The following is a 16,858-nucleotide window of genomic DNA, read 5'->3' as shown; positions in this document are numbered from 1 at the left end:
GTCATCATCGCAATCGCTGATCGTTTTTCGCTGTCTCGACCCTTGGCCCGGTCCTTAGACAGCGTTTTTTGTTTCCCTTTTCAACCACAGAAGGAACGGCCGCCCGAAAGGGCTGGCGTCATATCATCATGATATTTGAATGGATGTCCGATCCGGCCGCATGGGCCGGACTCGCCACCCTGATCGTGCTCGAAATCGTTCTCGGCATCGACAACCTCGTCTTCATCGCCATTCTGGCAGACAAGCTGCCGGAACATCAGCGCGAGAAAGCCCGCCTGATCGGCCTCAGCCTGGCGCTGGTCATGCGCCTTGCCCTGCTTGCCTCCGTCGCATGGATCGTCACACTGACGGCGCCGCTGTTTACCGTTCTCGGCATTGAGATTTCCGGCCGTGACCTGATCCTTCTGTTCGGTGGCGTGTTCCTTCTGTTCAAGGGAACGATGGAACTGCACGAGCGCCTCGAAGGCCATTCCGGCAACAAGGAAGGCAAGATCGAGCATGCCGTCTTCTGGCAGGTTCTGGTGCAGATCGTCGTGCTCGATGCCGTGTTCTCGCTCGATAGCGTCATCACCGCCGTCGGCATGGTTCAGCATCTGTCGGTCATGATGATCGCCGTCATCGTCGCCGTCGGTGTCATGCTTCTGTGCTCGAAGCCGCTGATGGCTTTTGTGTCGAAACATCCGACCGTGGTCATCCTTTGCCTCGGCTTCCTGATGATGATCGGTTTCTCGCTGATCGTCGAAGGCCTCGGTTTCCATATTCCGAAGGCGTATCTTTACGCCGCCATCGGCTTCTCGGTTCTCATCGAGGCCTTCAACCAGATCGCACGCCGTAACCGCGAGCGGGTTCTCACCACCGGCGACCTGCGCGAACGCACCGCCAATGCCGTGCTGTCACTGCTCGGCAGCCGCCGCAGCGAGGCCTCGCTCGGCGAAACCAATGATGTGATTGCCGAGCGTGCTTCGGAAGGCGAATTGTTCACGCCCGTCGAACACGAGATGATCGAAAGCGTGCTGACGCTGGCCGATCGTCCGGCAAAATCGGTCATGACCCACCGCCTCGACATCGACTGGCTGGATATCGAGGACAGCGACGAGGAACTGCGCCGCAAGGTTCTGGAATCGGGTCACTCCCGCTTCCCCATCGCCCGCGGCAGCCTCGACGAGTTTTTGGGCGTCGCTCTGGCCAAGGACCTGCTGCGCGATTTCATCGAGAATGGCAAAGTGGACTTCGACCGCTCGCTACGCCAGCCTCTGGTGGTGCATGAAAGCGTCAATGCGCTGCGCCTGCTCGAACAGTTGCGCCAGTCGCCGCTGCAGGTGGCGATCGTGCTCGATGAATACGGTTCGGTCGAAGGCATGGTGACGGCCACCGACCTGCTGGAAGCGATTGCCGGCGATTTTGCCGATGACGACGAGGAACAGCTGACCGTCGAGCGTGGCGAAGACGGCTCACTTCTGGTCGATGGCTGGATCGATATCCGCCATGTCTCGAAACTGCTGGAAAGCGATCTCGTCGATGATGCCGACCGCTATTCGACGCTGGCCGGCCTGATCCTCTGGCGCCTCGGCCACATGCCGCAACAGGGCGAGACGGTAACGTTCGGCGACCTCACCTATGAGGTGGTGGCGCTTGATGGCCGCAACATCGACAAGGTGCGCATCCGCACCACCGCATCAATTGCGGCCGAGCCGCTGGAGATGCGCGCGTAAAACGCGATCAAGCTCGTCGGCGAAAGCTTTCATCGCCGACGAGCGCCCTGCCCTTCAGCATCGTTTCAACGGTGGAGAGCATTTTTGCCGCCGTGCAGGGTTTTGCCAGGCAGCGGGCGGTCGGCGGAATATCCGTCAACTCGTCGCCGCAGCGGGCAGAAGAAACGATGACGCCGATATGCGGCGCGCATTCGCTGATCATGCGGGCCAGATCGACGCCAGACAGCGCGCCCGGCATATCGACATCGGTGACGACGAGATCGATATCCTCGTTGAGGCCGAGCTGGCCGATCGCCTCCAGCACGCTTGCTGCTTCCAGCACATCATAACCTGCATCTTCGAGAGCGTCGGCCACCGCAAATCGGATGAGCGCCTCGTCCTCGACCACCAATACCGTGTGACGGATCGTGTTCATGTCCGGTCTCCTCTTGTTCAAGGCCTGGCCTTGTTGAAGGTGACGTATGAACGCATGAGGATGGGAAATGATTACGGCACAGGCTGTGCCATTATGAAACATGGTTAATGCATTGCTAATGAATGCGTTAGGGTCTCACTAACGTTAAGGCCTCAATCCGCCCATTCGGGATCGCTGGTGAAGACGATGGTCAACCACCGGTCCGGGCCTTCGTCACCGATCGCATCGCCGATCTCGTCGCGGATCGCATCCCATTCCGACAGATGGCGGGCCGGCCATTCGGATGGCGCGATAAAGAACAGCTCGATCTGCTTGCCGCGGCCGACGCGCGCGACATAGGCGCGGTAGGAGAGAAAACCGTGGCGCTCGACGATGGCTTGCGCCACCGCATCGACATGGTTCTTCAGCTCGGGCGGCGTCACCAGCAGGATATCGGCCACCGCCTGGCGCACATTGGCGAGCGGCACCGGCGCGATGATCAGGCAGATGAGGGCAAGCGCGCCTGGATCGATATAGGGCGTCAACCAGGTATATTCGGTGCCTTCGATGGCGTGGCCGATACCGAATGCGATCAGCAGCGCCGAGGTCAGCGCTGCCGTCATGCCCCAGGCCTGCGCATCGAGCGCGATGAAGCCGGATTTCAGGCTGCGATTGGCACGCCGGCAGAACAGCCACATGACCAGCGACACCAGAACCGTGACCACGGTAAAGATCAAGGCCGGACCGAAATCGATCGGCCGGCCACCGGCCATCAGGCTGCCGACGGCGCTGATAAACGCGTAGATCGCGGCGCCCATCAGCAGGGTACCGTTGAGGCCGAGCACCATCGGTTCCAGATGCCAGAACCCGACGCTGAAACGGTCGATCAGCCTGCCCTTGGCGGTCGGCTGCGAGGAGGCGATGATGAGTTTCGACACCAGCAGCGCCAGCAGCGTCATGAACGCATCGGTGAGGGAATAAAAGCCGTCGAACACGATGGCAAACGAGCCGGACACGAGGCCGACAGTGATGCCGAATGCCGCAAGCGCGGCCGTGACGGCGATGGACAGCCGAAGGAGTGACTGCTCGCTCACGGGAATTCTCCATTGGAACCGGGGCGCACGCCCCTGTTCCTTCTCTGATTCTCTCTGGGTCAGCGCACCTTAGGCGGCCACCGACACAGCCAGCCGATAGCGGCTGGCTGTGTAGAAATGATTACATGAGCGGCCTCTATAGAAGCGTCAGTTGATTTTTGCCAGTGCCTGCCGGAGGTCGGCGATGATGTCGGCTGCATCCTCGATACCGATCGACAGGCGCACCACATCCGGCCCGGCGCCGGCCGCCGCCTGCTGTTCTTCCGAAAGCTGGCGATGCGTGGTGGAGGCCGGGTGGATGACCAGTGAACGTGTGTCGCCGATATTCGCCAGATGCGAAAACAGTTTCAGGTTTTCCACCAGCGTCTTGCCCGCCTCGTAACCACCCTTGAGGCCGAAGGTGAAGACGGAGCCTGCTCCCTTGGGCGAATAGCGTTTCTGCAATTCGTTGTTCGGATCGTCGGCGAGACCCGCATAACTGACCCAGCCGACCTTTTCCTCGCCCTTCAGCCACTGCGCGACTGCCGCCGCATTGTCGCTGTGTTTCTGCATCCTGAGCGGCAGGGTTTCGATGCCGGTGAGAATGAGAAAAGCGTTGAAGGGCGAGATGGCGGGACCAAGGTCGCGCAGGCCAAGAACACGGCAGGCGATCGCGAAGGCAAAGTTGCCAAACGCCTGATGCAGCACGATGCCGGCATATTCCGGCCGCGGTTCCGACAGCATCGGATACTTGCCGGATTGCGACCAGTCGAACGTGCCGCCATCGACGATGATACCACCCATGGAATTGCCGTGGCCGCCCAGAAATTTGGTCAGCGAGTGGATGACGATATCGGCGCCATGTTCGAGCGGGCGCACCAGATAGGGGCTGGCCATGGTGTTGTCGACGATCAGCGGCAGATCGTGGCGGCGGGCCACTTCGGCAATGGCGGCGATATCGACAAAGGTGCCGTTCGGGTTGGCAAGGCTTTCGATAAAAATGCCCTTGGTGCGGTCGTCAATCTGGGTCTCAAACGTCTGAGGATCAAACACATCGGCCCAGCGCACGTGCCAGTCAAAGTTCTTGAAGGCGTGGCCGAACTGGTTGATCGATCCGCCGTAAAGGCGTTTGGCGGCGATGAAATTGTCGCCCGGCTGCATGATCGTGTGAAAGACCAGCATCTGCGCGGCATGACCGGAGGCGACGGCCAGCGCCGCCGTGCCGCCTTCGAGTGCTGCGACACGTTCTTCCAGCACCGCCTGGGTAGGGTTCATGATGCGGGTGTAGATATTGCCGAATTGCTGGAGGCCGAACAGCGCGGCGGCGTGGTCGCTGTCCTGAAACACGAAGGAGGTGGTCTGATAGATGGGCGTGGCGCGGGCGCCGGTGGTCGGGTCGGGTGCCGCGCCGGCATGGACCGCAAGCGTCGAAAATCCGGGATCGCGTGTCGGCATATTTTTGTCCTCACCTGTTTAGGGCCTTTGCCCGCTTCGTCCCATTTCCGGCATAGTTTTACCAACCCGAGCGGGCGGCGATACACAGAAAATCTCGCCGTTTGATTGTGATCAAGGCATATATTTTCAACAGAACCAATCTCCTTGGAAAGAGAGGAGACATGGCCGTGACCGAGATCGCCAGACCGGATGCCGCCAACCCATATGAACCGGGTCTCGCAGGCCGGTTTCTGCGCTGGTGTGCCAAAGCCTACAATGCCGCATCGGAAGCGGAAGTCATCGCCACGATGGATGAGCGGATGATTTCCGAAATCGCCCGCGATTGCAGCATCTCTTCGCAGGATCTGGTGCGACTGGCGCGGGCGGGACCGGAGGCGGCGGATGAAATGCTGGCGATGATGCGCCATCTCGGCATCGATCCAGTGGAGGTTCTGTTGCAGCACCCGGTTCTGTTTCGCGACATGCAGCTGCGCTGCGCAAAGTGTTCCGCCAAATCGCGCTGTCGGCGCGACCTGAGCAATAGCAATGCGGGCAAACAATTTGGCCAGTATTGCGGCAATTCGGACGAACTGAATGCCATGCGCGCGCAGCCGGATCTGTTGCTGGACTAGGTGTCGGAGGAGACACACGAGGAGGACGAACCTGGCCGGGCATCTGCCCGGCCTCGCTGGCAGCCCTATTCCTCAACAATCTCCATGAAGCGGATTCGGTTGTTGAACGGATCAGTCACGGTCACCTCCAGTCGTCCGTCCACCTCTTCCAGCCCCGGCTTCATATAGCGGTATTTCTTGTCGATCAGCTCTTTCTGGAAGGCGCGGGCACCCTTCATGTAAACGACCGTCGTTCCGCCCGGCGTGGCATCGCCCGCATGTTCCGACAGATGCAGTTGCAGGCCGCCGCGCGACACCTGCGTATAAAGCGGGAAATCCTCGCCGTAACGATGCTCCCAGTCGACTGTGAAACCGAGGAAACCCAGATAAAATTCGTGAGCCTTGGCGACATCGAAGATACGCACGATCGGCACGGTTCGCTCGAAGGTGATGGGACTTTCCGCTGCCCTCGGCTCAAGTTGAGCGCTCAAAATATTCCAGTGCGCCAGCCCGAATTGTCGGGCGACGATTTCCAGAGCTTCGGAATGGGTAATAGAGACGTCGCGGGAGCCAAGTGTCTCCCGCAGAGTTTTGGCCATGGCCTTTGCATCGCGATGGTCGCGCATGATCCGTTCCTTCGTCAGACGGCGAAGTTTGTCGTCGGTGCCCGCATTGCCAACGCCTTCGCCTGACGGGAAACGTTCAGGTTCGGTGTCTGGGGGCGTTCGCCATGGTTTTTAAACCGCGGGCTGCAGGCCGCCTCCGGCCTTGGTGCCGAGATTAGCGCGAAGGCCGGAGGTGCGCCAGAGACAAAAGGTCAAAGGCCGAGACGCGGATATTCGATGGCCGGGCAGCGATCCATCACCACATCGATGCCAGCCGCTTCGGCTTTTGCCGCAGCCTTGTCGTGACGCACGGAAAGCTGGCCCCAGATGACCTTGGGCTTGGTGTCGAGGGCAATCGACTCGTCCACCACGCCATCGAGATATTCGGCGGCGCGAAAAACATCGACGAGATCGACCGGCTGCGGCACATCGGCAAGCGTCGCGTAAACGGTCTGGCCGAGGATCTGCTTGCCCGCCTGCCCCGGATTGACCGGAAACACCTGGTAGCCCTTGGACAAAAGGAAGGCCATGACGCGGTTGCTGGGACGGTCGGGATTAGGAGAAGCGCCAAGCAGAGCAATGGTTTTGGTGTTCTTGAGGATGCCGGAGATATAGGCGGGTTCATAAGAGTCGTGGTTCATGACGGGTCTCCACCGAATGTCTTTCCGAGTTATATGCGGTTGCGTCAGCGCCGAAACCAGCGGAATTCGTCAATCTTTTGTGTGGTTCTAAAATACCACATAAACAAGCCATTGTTTTTACTACAGTTATTTTCCAGGACGCAAAATCGCTTGTCTTGACGCTCTCCAGCCTCACGCTTATAAGCCGCAGCAGAAATGCGGACCCTTGAGGCCCGCTTTCTTTTTGGTGGCCGCAAGGCACCCAATCCAAGCAACAAGAAACGCCCATCCGACGGATTTATCTGCGGTTACGGGTTCAGAAGAAAGAGTAACACCATGTCGACCTTCGTTCAGAAGCCCGCAGAGGTGGAGAAGAAGTGGATCATCATCGACGCCGAAGGGCTCGTTGTCGGTCGCCTCGCCACCCTCGTTGCCATGCGCCTTCGCGGCAAGCATAAGGCCACTTTCACTCCGCACGTCGACGACGGTGACAATGTCATCATCATCAACGCGGAAAAGTGCGTCTTCACCGGCAAGAAGTATTCCGACAAGAAGTACTACTGGCACACCGGCCATCCGGGCGGTATCAAGGAGCGTACTGCACGCGCCATCATCGAAGGCCGCTTCCCGGAGCGCGTTCTCGAGAAGGCTATCGAGCGCATGATCCCGCGCGGCCCGCTCGGCCGTCGCCAGCTCAAGAACCTGCGCGTTTACGCCGGCTCGAACCATCCTCATGAAGCACAGCAGCCGGTCGCCTTCGACGTGGCTTCGCTGAACAGCAAGAACACAAGGAGCGCCTGATAATGGCCGATCTCTCCTCTTTGAAGGACCTCGCTTCGGCCGAAGGTCAGGCAGCTGCACCGGTTCACGTCCGCAAGGTCGATGCACAGGGCCGCTCCTACGCCACCGGCAAGCGCAAGAACGCCATCGCCCGCGTATGGGTGAAGGCTGGTTCTGGCAAGATCATCATCAACGGCCGTGACTTCACGACCTACTTCGCCCGTCCGGTTCTGCAGATGATCCTGCAGCAGCCGCTGGTCGCAGCAGCGCGTTCGGGTCAGTTCGACATCATCGCTACCGTTGCCGGTGGTGGTCTGTCCGGTCAGGCCGGTGCTGTTCGTCACGGCGTTTCCAAGGCTCTCACCTACTTCGAACCGGGCCTGCGCGCCGTTCTGAAGAAGGGTGGCTTCCTGACCCGCGACAGCCGCGTCGTCGAGCGTAAGAAGTACGGTAAGGCCAAGGCCCGCCGTTCGTTCCAGTTCTCGAAGCGTTAATCGTTTCAGGAATTACGGACTTTTGGAAAGGCGGAGCTTCGGCTCCGCCTTTTTTCGTTTCGGGACTTGTGCTGCTGACATCCGCATTGCACCTTGCCGGTCGATACCGGAGCTAGTCATGCCGTCCAAATCGATCGACAACGCATTCACAGCGAAATCCGTGCGTGGCGCCGCAACCGATCCCACTTATGCCGGGACGCTCTCCTTCATGCGTCGCCGCTACAGCAAGGATGTCGATGGCGCCGATGCGGTCGTGCTCGGCATTCCCTTCGATGCTGCCGTCTCCAACCGACCGGGCGCCCGTTTCGGGCCGCAGGCGATCCGCCGTGCCTCGGCGATTTTCGACAACGATCCGCAATATCCCTTTGCCCGCGATCTTTTCGAAGCGATGGCGGTGGTGGATTATGGTGACGTCCTGCTTGACTATGGCAACCATCAGAAAACGCCCGCCCTGATAGAAGAGGCCGCGGCGGGCATTATTGCCTCGGGCGCGTTTCTCCTGTCGCTCGGTGGAGATCACTTTGTCACTCTTCCGTTGCTGAAAGCTCATGCGGCCAAACATGGGCCATTGGCGCTCGTGCATTTCGATGCCCATCAGGACACCTGGGATGATGATGGCGAACGGATCGATCACGGTTCCTTCGTGGCGCGCGCCGTGCGCGAGGGCCTCATCGATGCAGAACATTCGATCCAGATCGGCATCCGCACCCATGCGCCGGAAGATTTCAGCATCAAGATCCTGCATGGCTATGAGGTCGAGGATCTGAGTGCCCAGCAGATAGCCGATACCATTCTTGCCCATGTCGGCGATCGGCCAACCTACCTCACCTTCGATATCGACTGCCTCGACCCGGCATTTGCGCCCGGCACCGGCACGCCGGTTGCCGGCGGGCCATCCAGCGCAAAAATCCTCTCGGTGCTGCGCAAACTCGGCGCGCTCGACATTCGTGGTGCCGACGTGGTGGAGGTGGCGCCGGCCTATGATCATGCCGATATCACCGCCATTGCCGGGGCAAGCGTTGCGATGTATATGCTCGGGCTGAAAGCGGAGCGTCTCGCTCGGCGTTGAATCTCTACATGAACCGGCTGGGCAACCACTTCCGGCCGCACCTTCAAGCCACTGACTTTTATGGGATAACGACCATGGCAGCAAAGATCTTCATCGATGGCGAACACGGCACCACGGGACTGCAGATTCGCACCCGCATGGCCGGCCGCCGCGACGTCGAGCTTCTGTCCATCCCGGAAGCAGAGCGCCGCAATGCCACGATGCGCGAGGATCTGCTCAATAGCGCCGATATCGCCATCCTCTGCCTGCCCGACGACGCTTCCAAGGAAGCCGTCGCGATGCTGGCCGGCAATAACAATGTCCGCATCATCGACACCTCGACCGCCTACCGCGTCGCGCCGGACTGGGCTTACGGTTTTGCAGAGCTGGACAAGGGCCAGGCGGAAAAAATCCGCTCTGCCCGCCACGTTTCCAATCCGGGCTGCTATCCGACCGGCGCGGTTTCGCTGCTGCGTCCGCTGCGCAATGCCGGTCTGCTGCCGGACGGTTATCCCGTCTCGGTCAATGCTGTTTCCGGTTATACCGGCGGTGGCAAGCAGCTGATCGGCCAGATGGAAGACGCTTCACGCGAGGATGCGGTATCGGCCAACAATTTCCTTTACGGCCTGACGCTCAAGCACAAGCATGTGCCGGAGATGAAAATCCATGGCCTGCTCGACCGCGCGCCCCTGTTCTCGCCATCCGTCGGCCGCTTCGCGCAGGGCATGATCGTGCAGGTGCCGCTATTCCTTGATGACCTCAAGGAGGGCGCAACGATCGAAGGCATCCACAAGGTGCTGGTCGATCATTATGCCGGCCAGGACATCGTATCGGTCGTGTCGCTGGAGGAAAGCGCCAAGCTGCCGCGCGTCGATGCGGAAGAACTGGTCAACACCGACAACATGAAGCTCTTCGTGTTCGGCACACCGGGCGGTGCTCACGTCAATCTGGTGGCGCTGCTCGACAATCTCGGCAAGGGCGCTTCCGGTGCCGCCGTGCAGAACATGGATCTGATGCTATCTGCTTGACGGCGGATATCAGCAACAATCAAAGGCCGTGGTGAACTCAGTTCGCCGCGGCCTTTTCCTTTTCGGCGGGATATTCCCCCACATAACCGCGCCAGTGCACCACGGCGTAACCGAGCACGATCAGCGCCCCGCCCTGATGCGCCAGCGCCAGATCGAGCGGCACCTGCCACAGCAGTGTCAGAATGCCGATCACAGCCTGTGCACAGACCAGCGCGAAGAGAATGATCGAGCGGGTGGCATAGATGCTGGACGGCGCCTTCGACAGCGTGATCAGCATGTGCACAAGCGTTGCGGCAAGGATCAGATAGGCGCCGCAGCGGTGGACGAATTGCACCGTCTTGTGGTTTTCGAACAGGTTGATCCACCATGGATCACGAATGAACAGGTCGGCCGGAATGTAGGCGCCGTCCATCAGCGGCCATGTGTTGTAGCTCAAGCCGGCATCGAGACCGGCAACCAGCGCGCCGAGATAGATCTGGAACAGCGCCAGAAAGGCGATACCGCCGGCTGCCCAGACGGAATAACGCGTCGGCGGCGCATCGCGGCGCTGCGGCGTCAGCCCGCGCATGATCCACATGCAGGCGGCAAAGATCAGACAGGCGATAACGAGATGAGTCGCCAGACGATATTGCGAAACGCTCACGAGCTTGGTGAGGCCGGATGACACCATCCACCAGCCGATAAAGCCCTGAAACCCGCCAAGCGCCAGCGTGCCGACCAGCGGCCAGCGGACCTGTTTTTCAATACGGCCCGTCAGCCAGAAAAAGGCGAGCGGCAACGCGAAGATCATGCCGATGGCGCGGGCGAGAAAACGGTGCGCCCATTCCCACCAGAAGATCGACTTGAAGTCCTCGACCGTCATATGGCTGTTGAGCTGCTCGTATTGCGGAATGCGCTGGTAGAGCTGGAACTCTTCTTCCCACTCGGCGGCATTGAGCGGCGGGATGACGCCGTGGATCGGCTTCCATTCGGTGATGGACAGGCCCGAATCTGTCAGCCGCGTGGCGCCACCGACAAGCACGAGACAGAAAAGCGTCAGGATGACAAAACCGAGCCAGAGGCGCACGGCCTTGCGGTTTTTCGCCAGCTTCGTCGTGTTGCCGGAAAAATCTGTTGCTGCCGAATTCATCACCGACATTCCAATCCGTCCCTGCTGAACATGTTTATGAGCGTCTTGCTGCGCGCTTTTGTCCGTTGCTTTGCCCGATGCCCCGGTGCAAAACAAGTCCTTGGGCTTTGCGGCATGCGGTCGCGGCTTGACGGGAGAGCTTGACGAAAAAATGCATCCGCGCCTCAGAAGCTTTATCGGCACCATCCTCATCATCATTCTGGTGATCGTGTATGCGCTGGCCGCCACCACGGTCGCCTCGCTGCTTCTCGCCACCTCGCCCTGGTGGGTGCATTTCCTGTATTTCCTGCTATCCGGCCTCTTGTGGATCCTGCCGGCCATGGTCGTCATCAAATGGATGGCCGGGCCAAGGCCACCGCGTGCCTGACGGTTGCCGACATTGACCCGGCCTTAACCACCCGGATCGGAATCCTCAGCCGGGCGGCGCGCATAAACAGATTGTTGCAACTGGCCCTGTATTTTGCACGCGAATGTGATGGCGGAGATGGGTGTGCAGCGGCCTCAAACCGATTTCGAAACGGTTCTCGACACGACCGCGCCTCCTGCCGGAGCGTATGTCGCCCCGCCGCCATTTCCGCTCGCAAACCTGCGCCTCGATCTGGTCGCCCGGATGGAAGACATCGAAGCCGATTGGCGGCGACTGGAAGCCCTGCCCCGCAATTCCCTCCACCAGGCCTATGACTGGTGCCATGCATGGCACATGGCACACCAAACCCCTCTCCTCCTCGTGCGTGGCCGGATTGATGGGCGGACAGTGCTGATCCTGCCGCTCGAAACGGTGCATGAGAGCGGCGGGCGTATCGCCCGTTTCCTCGGAGGACGGTTCAACAACATCAATAGCGGCCTGCTGGATGACGATTTTCGTTATCTCGATGGCGAAGCGGTGCAGGCGATTGCCGCCATGCTCAAGGCACTATTGAAAGGTCATGTCGATCTGCTGGCGCTTGAAACCATCCCGCTGATGTGGCGCGATGTCGCCCATCCACTGACCGGCCTGCATGCCATAGAGGACGCCAACCGGACGTTTCAGCTGCCCCTTCTTCCCAGCTTCGAAGAGACGCTGGCGCAGGTAAATGCCAAACGGCGGCGTAAAAAATTTCGCGTCCAACAGCGCCGGCTGCAGGAAAAAGGTGGTTACGAGCACGTGATCGCCAGAACGGCCGAGGAAAAGCATGCACTGCTCGAAACCTTTTTCGAACAGAAGGCAGCGCGTTTCCGGCTGCATGGCCTGCCGGACGTGTTTCAGGCACCGGAGAAGAAAGCCTTTTTTCGCAGCCTGATGAATGTTTCCGAGCGCGGCAGTGACACGCCGCTCGAATTGCATGCCATCCGCCTGAAGGGGGAACACGATGGAAAGATCGCCGCCATATCAGGCCTGTCGCGCAAGGGTGACCATGTGATCTGCCAGTTCGGCTCGATCGACGACACATTGGTGCCGGAGGCAAGTCCCGGCGAATTGCTGTTCTGGCTGATGATCGAGCGCGCCTGCCAGACAGGTGCTGCGCTGTTCGATTTCGGCGTCGGCGACCAGCCTTACAAACGCAGCTGGTGTACGGTGGAAACCATCACCCACGACCTGCTGCTGCCGATCAGTGTAAGAGGCTGGCTGATGATGCATCTGCTGGCGGCAAAAATTCGCGCCACGGGCGCCATCAAGCGCAACAAGGCGCTGTATGGCTGGCTGCAGGGATTGCGAGCGGGCAGGCAGGCGCCGCAACCGGCGCCCGCAGAAAACGATTGAGCCCTCAGGCCGCGCGGCTGCTACGACCAGAAGAACGGCCGCCATGCTCGCTGTCGCGGTCGGTCGGCGGCGTCAGCGACGTACCGGCCATGATCATCAGGTTGCTGTAGCCAGCGGTCTCGAAAACTTCCGCCGTGTCGGACAGACGCTTTTCATCGAAACCGGGTGCCGAAATGACGATGTCGGCATCCTTGCCGCGCGTCAGACGCGCCAGATTGGCAATGCCGGCCGGGCCGCATTCGACCAGCACCACATCATAGGCGCTGGCGAGCCCGTCGATAATCATGCCGAGCCGGTCGGCGCCGCGCATGGCGGTGGCACCGTCGGCAGTGCCGCGTGGCACGACATGCGCGTCGGACAGGCGGTCCGGATGGATCGTATCGGCAAAGGCAGCGCTGCCGGTCAGAAGATCGGTGATACCGGCCAAGGTCTTGCCGCTCGCCATCAGGCGCGTCGGGCAGGATGATCCGGTCATGTCGACCAGAACCACCGTGCGTCCGGCTTCCGCCAGTTCGCGCGCCAGCATGACGGTTGCGGTCGAGCCTTCGTCACCGCCCGGAGAGACGGCGACCGCCACCTGCACTTTTTTGCCGATGATATAGTCACGCACGGCCTCGATGCTGAAAGCGTCGTCCTGTGCCTTCACCACTTCGCTGGCGACAACCGCTTCGACTGGCGTCGCGGCGGGCTCCGCAACGACTGCGGTTTCGGCCACAGGCGCAACCACAACCGCTTCCGGCTTGGCGACAGGTTTGGGCGGCTCGATGACACGGGCGCGAGGCGCAACCTCAACCACCTCGGCTTCACTCGGACGCAGGGCACGCCCACCAAACAGCGCGATCAGCAGCACGACGATGGTGCTGACCACCAGCGTTGCCAATGCCACGACGATGGTGATCGGGATGATCTTTGGGAAATAGGGTTCGGCCGGTTCACCCGCTGTGGAAATCACACGGGCATCGGCCGGCGTCGAGCTGCGATCGATACGCGACGTCGCCTCGCGGTAACGGGCGAGATAGGTTTCGAGAAGCTGGCGCTGCGCCGTCGCTTCGCGCTCAAGCGCGCGCAAGCCCACTTCCTCTTCGCCGGCGCGGGCACTGTCCGCCTTCAGGCCATTCAACTGCTGCATCAGCTGTGTTTCGCGCAGACGCCCGACATTCGCTTCGCTTTCGATGCTGGCGAGGATCTTGCGGGTTTCGTTTTCGATCTGCTGGCGGATGCCGGAAAGCTGGGCGCGCAAGCCCTTCAGGCGCGGATGGCCTTCCATAAGCGATGTGGAGAGATCGGAGAGCTGGCCTTGCAGACTGGCTTCGGTTTCCTTCAGCCGCTGGATCATCGCAGAGCCGACGACATCGCTCAGTGAATCGGAGGGACGGCCGGCCTGAAGCGCGGCGCGCACATTTTCAGCGCGTGCCTCGGCATTGGCGCGCTCTCCTCTCACCCGCGCCAGTTCGGCGGAAATGTCGTTAAGCTGCTGGTTGGAAAGATTGCTGGTGTCGCTGGTGCGGAACAGGCCCGACGACGAGCGGTAATCGGCCACCTTCTTTTCCGCCTCGTTGACGCGCTTGGTCAGCGCGGCGATTTCCGGCTCCAGCCACTTGGCGGCTTCCGCATGGCTGTCGAGCTTGGCGCCGCTCTGCATGCTGAGATAGACCTCTGCCATGCGGTTCGGTACGGCGGCGGCGAGTTTCGCATCTTCCGAACTGAATTCGATGGCGATAACGCGCGACCCTTCGACCGGATAGACCTGCAGTTTTTCGCGGAATGCCTTCATCACCCGGTCTTCCGACGGCAAGTCGAGCGGGTTCTGCTTGAGCCCGAGCATGACCAGCGGGTTTGGCATGGAGGAATGCGCGTCCGGATCAAATTCCTTGCGCTCGGTCAGCTTCATTTCGCGCGCGACCTGCTTGATAAGGTCGGTCGATTGCAGGAGCTGCGCCTGGCTCTGGATGTTGAGAGCATCGAGCACCGGATCGTTGGCGCCGGCCGGATCAGGCAGACCGCTCAGCGACGGCGCGCGGTTTTCGATCAGCAGTCGGCTCTCCGCCTTGTAGGCAGGCGTCATCAGGCTGGAGCCCACGAAGGCCAGCACGCCTGCAAGCGCCGTCGCGGTGAGGATCGTCTTCTTGCGCTCCCAGACAGCCGAAAACAGCTGCCCGAGGTCGATATCCACGTCCTGATTGCTGTTTGCTGACATGCCACACTCCGTACTCAGGGACTGCCGATATTGGAAACCAGAGCCGCAACCTAAATGATCATGGTAACTCGACCGTTAATGCCGCACTCCACGAAGTTGTACCTTGAGAAAACATTCCGCTATACACGAATTTCCGCTCCTCTTTACCGGGCATTAACCCTAATGGACCGATAACGACCGCCATGGTTTTATTGCCGGAGCCCTGTCGCGAGATGTCTTTCGTCCGTTCACGATCAAAAATTGCATTGGCCGCAGCACTTGCCGCGACGACAATGCTTGGCGCCTGCAGCACGTATCAGCCGGCACCCAAAAGCTTTCAGGAAGCAACCATCCAGCCCTACCGGCTGGACAGCGGCGACCGCCTGCGCGTCAGCGTGTTCGAACAGACCGGTCTTTCCAATACCTATACGGTCGATCAGGCCGGCTATATCTCCTTCCCGCTGATCGGTCAGGTCGCAGCACGTGGCCAGACCATGGTCGCGCTTGAAGGTGCGATTGCCGCCAAACTCAAGCAGGGTTATCTGCGCGATCCCGATGTCACCATCGAGATGGACCGCTATCGCCCGGTCTTCGTGATGGGTGAAGTCGGCCGCCCCGGCCAGTATTCCTATGTGCCCGGCATGACTGCGCAGAACGCCATTGCCATTGCCGGCGGCTTCACGCCCCGCGGCAACCAGCGCGACATCGACGTGACCCGCAAGATCAACGGGCGCAGCATTACCGGCCGGACATCGATCTCAAGCGCCGTGCTTGCCGGCGACACGATCTATGTCCGCGAGCGTCTCTTCTGATCGCACATCATGACGCCTACGGAGCGCCCTCTCAGGATTATCCACTGCTTCAGGTCACCGGTCGGCGGCATCTTCCGACATGTCCGTGATCTGGTGGAGGAACATCGGGCAGCCGGCCACGAGGTTGGTATTCTCTGTGACAGTTCCACGGGTGGTGCTCACGAGGAGCGGCTGTTCGACACAATCAGGCCGCATCTCTCCCTCGGTCTTATACGCATCCCAATCCGGCGTTCGGTAGCACCGTCGGATCTGAATGCGCTTTATAAAAGCTACAAACACATCAAGAGTTTGCAGCCGGATGTCTTGCACGGTCATGGCGCCAAGGGTGGCGTTCTGGCACGGCTCATCGGCTCAGCCCTGCGGGTAAACAAGTATCGCGTAGCCCGCCTCTATTCGCCCCACGGGGGCAGTCTGCATTATGACCGGGCAAAATTGTCCGGTCGGGTGGTTCTGAAGCTCGAACGGTTTCAGGAGCGTTTTACCGACAGCCTCGTCTTCGTTTGTGAATTCGAGCGCCGCGCCTATGAAACCAAGGTTGGCCCGATCACGACACGGTCGCAGGTGATCTATAACGGCGTGCGCGACGGCGAATTCGGGCCGGTTACGCCGGCGGAAGACTACGCGGATTTCCTCTACATCGGCATGTTGCGTGACCTCAAAGGTCCCGACAAGTTCATCGATGCCTTCGGCCGCACAGAACGTGCTGTCGGGCGCCCCCTCTCGGCCGTGATGGTCGGCGATGGGCCGGATCGCGACCGTTATCACCGGATGATGGCCGAGCGCGGCCTTGGCCGCCGTATCCGCATGCTGGAGGCAATGCCGGCACGGCAGGCGTTTGCACTGGCGCGCAATGTCGTCGTGCCATCCCGCGCCGAGGCCATGCCCTATATCGTCATCGAGGCGCTGGCCGCCGAAAAACCGGTGATCGCCACCCGTGTCGGCGGCATTCCGGAAATTCTGGGGGCCGAAAGTGCCGCCCTTGCCATACCCGGCGATGCGGCGGACCTTGCACATGTGATGGTCGACGCGATGACCAACCCCACCTGGCGCGAAGACGTGATGCCGGCGCCAGACGCCTTCAGGGCGGTGTTTTCAGCCTCTGCAATGGCCGATCAGATGCTGTCGCTATACCGGGACCTGACCGCTCGCATCAGCAACATCTAAACGATTTCTTACCGAATGTTGTGATACATCCTCCGCC

General features: G+C 60.5%; 17 protein-coding genes. 10 read left to right on the top strand and 7 right to left on the bottom strand.

Features of this window, described 5'->3' with window-relative positions; genetic code table 11:
• Nucleotides 1-128 precede the first annotated feature (128 nt).
• Nucleotides 129-1,712 (top strand): TerC family protein, encoded by a 1,584-nt coding sequence (locus EDF70_RS09990; protein WP_132273185.1) that lies wholly within the window; start codon nt 129-131, stop codon nt 1,710-1,712.
• 7 nt (nt 1,713-1,719) lie between these two features.
• On the opposite strand, the gene EDF70_RS09985 is transcribed toward EDF70_RS09990, so the two are convergent.
• From EDF70_RS09985 to EDF70_RS09975, 3 genes are all read right to left on the bottom strand, one after another.
• The gene (locus EDF70_RS09985) at nt 1,720-2,127 is read right to left on the bottom strand and encodes a response regulator (protein WP_132273184.1); all 408 of its coding nucleotides are present in this window, start codon (nt 2,125-2,127) and stop codon (nt 1,720-1,722) included.
• Nucleotides 2,128-2,279: 152 nt separating this feature from the next.
• A complete protein-coding gene (locus EDF70_RS09980) occupies nt 2,280-3,200 on the bottom strand; it encodes a cation transporter (protein WP_132273183.1) in 921 nt (306 codons plus the stop codon).
• A 147-nt stretch (nt 3,201-3,347) separates the two neighbouring features.
• A complete protein-coding gene (locus EDF70_RS09975; RefSeq protein WP_132273182.1) occupies nt 3,348-4,634 on the bottom strand; it encodes an O-acetylhomoserine aminocarboxypropyltransferase in 1,287 nt (428 codons plus the stop codon).
• Between the two features lie 161 nt (nt 4,635-4,795).
• On the opposite strand from EDF70_RS09975, the gene EDF70_RS09970 reads away from it, so the two are divergent.
• Nucleotides 4,796-5,245 (top strand): DUF6455 family protein, encoded by a 450-nt coding sequence (locus EDF70_RS09970; protein ID WP_245519108.1) that lies wholly within the window; start codon nt 4,796-4,798, stop codon nt 5,243-5,245.
• A 65-nt stretch (nt 5,246-5,310) separates the two neighbouring features.
• Here the strand turns inward: EDF70_RS09970 and EDF70_RS09965 are convergent, their stop codons facing one another.
• Both EDF70_RS09965 and EDF70_RS09960 read right to left on the bottom strand, forming a co-directional pair.
• On the bottom strand, nt 5,311-5,850 hold the full coding sequence (locus EDF70_RS09965) for a glyoxalase superfamily protein (RefSeq protein WP_132273181.1): 540 nt from the start codon (nt 5,848-5,850) through the stop codon (nt 5,311-5,313).
• Nucleotides 5,851-6,041: 191 nt separating this feature from the next.
• Nucleotides 6,042-6,470: a CoA-binding protein gene (locus EDF70_RS09960; RefSeq protein ID WP_132273180.1), complete on the bottom strand. Its 429-nt coding sequence runs from the start codon at nt 6,468-6,470 to the stop codon at nt 6,042-6,044.
• 315 nt (nt 6,471-6,785) lie between these two features.
• On the opposite strand from EDF70_RS09960, the gene rplM reads away from it, so the two are divergent.
• The 4 genes from rplM to argC all read left to right on the top strand — a co-directional run bounded on the left by rplM (nt 6,786) and on the right by argC (nt 9,799).
• Nucleotides 6,786-7,250, top strand: coding sequence for a 50S ribosomal protein L13 (gene rplM, locus EDF70_RS09955; protein ID WP_132273179.1), 465 nt, complete (start codon nt 6,786-6,788; stop codon nt 7,248-7,250).
• 2 nt (nt 7,251-7,252) lie between these two features.
• A complete protein-coding gene (gene rpsI / locus EDF70_RS09950; protein ID WP_132273178.1) occupies nt 7,253-7,723 on the top strand; it encodes a 30S ribosomal protein S9 in 471 nt (156 codons plus the stop codon).
• A 118-nt stretch (nt 7,724-7,841) separates the two neighbouring features.
• The gene (speB, locus tag EDF70_RS09945; RefSeq protein ID WP_132273177.1) at nt 7,842-8,792 is read left to right on the top strand and encodes an agmatinase; all 951 of its coding nucleotides are present in this window, start codon (nt 7,842-7,844) and stop codon (nt 8,790-8,792) included.
• 74 nt (nt 8,793-8,866) lie between these two features.
• A complete protein-coding gene (argC, locus tag EDF70_RS09940; RefSeq protein WP_132273176.1) occupies nt 8,867-9,799 on the top strand; it encodes an N-acetyl-gamma-glutamyl-phosphate reductase in 933 nt (310 codons plus the stop codon).
• 37 nt (nt 9,800-9,836) lie between these two features.
• Here the strand turns inward: argC and EDF70_RS09935 are convergent, their stop codons facing one another.
• Nucleotides 9,837-10,937 (bottom strand): COX15/CtaA family protein, encoded by a 1,101-nt coding sequence (locus EDF70_RS09935; protein WP_132273175.1) that lies wholly within the window; start codon nt 10,935-10,937, stop codon nt 9,837-9,839.
• A gap of 142 nt (nt 10,938-11,079) precedes the next feature.
• Here EDF70_RS09935 and EDF70_RS09930 point away from each other — a divergent pair, with 142 nt between their 5' ends.
• Nucleotides 11,080-11,295 carry a DUF2842 domain-containing protein gene (locus EDF70_RS09930; protein ID WP_132273174.1) on the top strand — a complete coding sequence of 72 codons (216 nt, stop codon included), beginning with the start codon at nt 11,080-11,082 and terminating at the stop codon, nt 11,293-11,295.
• A 123-nt stretch (nt 11,296-11,418) separates the two neighbouring features.
• Nucleotides 11,419-12,669, top strand: a complete 1,251-nt coding sequence (locus EDF70_RS09925) for a GNAT family N-acetyltransferase (RefSeq protein ID WP_245519107.1) — start codon at nt 11,419-11,421, stop codon at nt 12,667-12,669.
• Nucleotides 12,670-12,673: 4 nt separating this feature from the next.
• On the opposite strand, the gene EDF70_RS09920 is transcribed toward EDF70_RS09925, so the two are convergent.
• Entirely contained in the window at nt 12,674-14,866 is a 2,193-nt protein-coding gene (locus EDF70_RS09920; RefSeq protein WP_132273173.1) for an exopolysaccharide transport family protein, read from the bottom strand.
• Between the two features lie 212 nt (nt 14,867-15,078).
• On the opposite strand from EDF70_RS09920, the gene EDF70_RS09915 reads away from it, so the two are divergent.
• Nucleotides 15,079-15,657, top strand: coding sequence for a polysaccharide biosynthesis/export family protein (locus tag EDF70_RS09915; RefSeq protein WP_132273172.1), 579 nt, complete (start codon nt 15,079-15,081; stop codon nt 15,655-15,657).
• 9 nt (nt 15,658-15,666) lie between these two features.
• Nucleotides 15,667-16,821, top strand: coding sequence for a glycosyltransferase family 4 protein (locus EDF70_RS09910; RefSeq protein ID WP_132273171.1), 1,155 nt, complete (start codon nt 15,667-15,669; stop codon nt 16,819-16,821).
• Nucleotides 16,822-16,858: the final 37 nt, after the last annotated feature.

Origin of the sequence: Neorhizobium sp. JUb45 (genome assembly GCF_004343585.1) — a bacterium.
Classification (GTDB): domain Bacteria; phylum Pseudomonadota; class Alphaproteobacteria; order Rhizobiales; family Rhizobiaceae; genus Neorhizobium.
This window is presented reverse-complemented; position numbering and strand designations above follow the sequence as displayed.

Bases quoted from the DNA above. Each gene is read 5' to 3' on its own strand.
- EDF70_RS09985 (WP_132273184.1), bottom strand. From the start codon at position 2,127: ATGAACACGATCCGTCACACGGTATTGGTGGTCGAGGACGAGGCGCTC.
- EDF70_RS09990 (WP_132273185.1), top strand. From the start codon at position 129: ATGATATTTGAATGGATGTCCGATCCGGCCGCATGGGCCGGACTCGCC.
- speB (WP_132273177.1), top strand. From the start codon at position 7,842: ATGCCGTCCAAATCGATCGACAACGCATTCACAGCGAAATCCGTGCGT.
- EDF70_RS09935 (WP_132273175.1), bottom strand. From the start codon at position 10,937: ATGTCGGTGATGAATTCGGCAGCAACAGATTTTTCCGGCAACACGACG.
- EDF70_RS09910 (WP_132273171.1), top strand. From the start codon at position 15,667: ATGACGCCTACGGAGCGCCCTCTCAGGATTATCCACTGCTTCAGGTCA.
- EDF70_RS09960 (WP_132273180.1), bottom strand. From the start codon at position 6,470: ATGAACCACGACTCTTATGAACCCGCCTATATCTCCGGCATCCTCAAG.
- rplM (WP_132273179.1), top strand. From the start codon at position 6,786: ATGTCGACCTTCGTTCAGAAGCCCGCAGAGGTGGAGAAGAAGTGGATC.
- EDF70_RS09930 (WP_132273174.1), top strand. From the start codon at position 11,080: ATGCATCCGCGCCTCAGAAGCTTTATCGGCACCATCCTCATCATCATT.
- EDF70_RS09965 (WP_132273181.1), bottom strand. From the start codon at position 5,850: ATGCGCGACCATCGCGATGCAAAGGCCATGGCCAAAACTCTGCGGGAG.
- rpsI (WP_132273178.1), top strand. From the start codon at position 7,253: ATGGCCGATCTCTCCTCTTTGAAGGACCTCGCTTCGGCCGAAGGTCAG.
- EDF70_RS09970 (WP_245519108.1), top strand. From the start codon at position 4,796: ATGGCCGTGACCGAGATCGCCAGACCGGATGCCGCCAACCCATATGAA.
- EDF70_RS09975 (WP_132273182.1), bottom strand. From the start codon at position 4,634: ATGCCGACACGCGATCCCGGATTTTCGACGCTTGCGGTCCATGCCGGC.
- EDF70_RS09915 (WP_132273172.1), top strand. From the start codon at position 15,079: ATGTCTTTCGTCCGTTCACGATCAAAAATTGCATTGGCCGCAGCACTT.
- EDF70_RS09920 (WP_132273173.1), bottom strand. From the start codon at position 14,866: ATGTCAGCAAACAGCAATCAGGACGTGGATATCGACCTCGGGCAGCTG.
- argC (WP_132273176.1), top strand. From the start codon at position 8,867: ATGGCAGCAAAGATCTTCATCGATGGCGAACACGGCACCACGGGACTG.